The 931-nt window shown below is 55.2% G+C and carries 1 protein-coding gene; it reads left to right on the plus strand.

Features of this window, described 5'->3' with window-relative positions; translation table 11 throughout:
• Positions 1-843: transglycosylase SLT domain-containing protein (locus tag AS156_RS17835; protein ID WP_201456054.1), on the plus strand; the 843-nt coding region annotated here is incomplete at its 5' end.
• Positions 844-931: the final 88 nt, after the last annotated feature.

Here is a 931-nt window from a genome sequence, read left to right on the forward strand (position 1 = left end):
GGCTCTTCTCCCAAGTTTGGAAATGACGACTTTCCGCTGAAATCTATCAGTCAAGGTCAGGTACCGAAGTCCGTGAAAGGCACCGTTGCCAAGATCGGAGCTGCGCGGGACTTCTCGATGAAGGCTTACGGCAAGAAGCCGAACCTTGGCAGCGCCGAGACGGAAGCTGCGATCGCGGATGCAGCAAAGAAGTACGGCCTCGATGCCAACATGCTGCGCGGCATCGCAAGCATCGAGTCCAACATGCATCCGCAGAGCAATTGGAATAGGGCAACCCAATACAAGGGTTTGTTCCAGATGGGCCGCGATGAATGGGCGAAATACGGTAGCGGCTCGATCTACAACGCTCATGATAATGCGATGGCAGCGGCTCACATGCTGTCTGATCATGCGAAAGAGTTCAAGCGTCGCTTCGGTCGCGATCCTACGCCGTCCGAACTCTACATGATCCATCAGCAGGGAATGGGTTTCTTCACTCGCGGTGCAATGACCAACATCGGCGGCAATCCATATCCCGGCATGCGCGGTCCTCAAAGCCACGACTCGTTCATGAACGGATGGGGCAAGGAGCTTGCGCGTCGTACTGCTCAATTCGACACGTATTTTCCCGAAGTGCTGACCGCGCACGGCAACACCGGTGCTCATCTCGCCGACCGCATTGTTCGCAAACATCTGCGCGATAACAATGGTGGTGCCGTTAAGGTCGATGGCAGCGCGAACGTAAATGTGAATTTCAGCAACATGCCGAAAGGCACGCGAACGAGCGCGAATGTCAACGGTCTGTTCAAAGAAGCCCGGCTCAATCGCGGTCGCCCCATGGCGATGGCATCGCAGGACGCCTAGTCCTAAGACTTATACATCGTGACAACCCGGATGCGGTAGTCGTGATGATTACCGCAAACGGAGGCGCATCAATGATTGTTGTAATTCC

The sequence above is a fragment of the Bradyrhizobium macuxiense genome (assembly GCF_001542415.1).
Classification (GTDB): domain Bacteria; phylum Pseudomonadota; class Alphaproteobacteria; order Rhizobiales; family Xanthobacteraceae; genus Bradyrhizobium; species Bradyrhizobium macuxiense.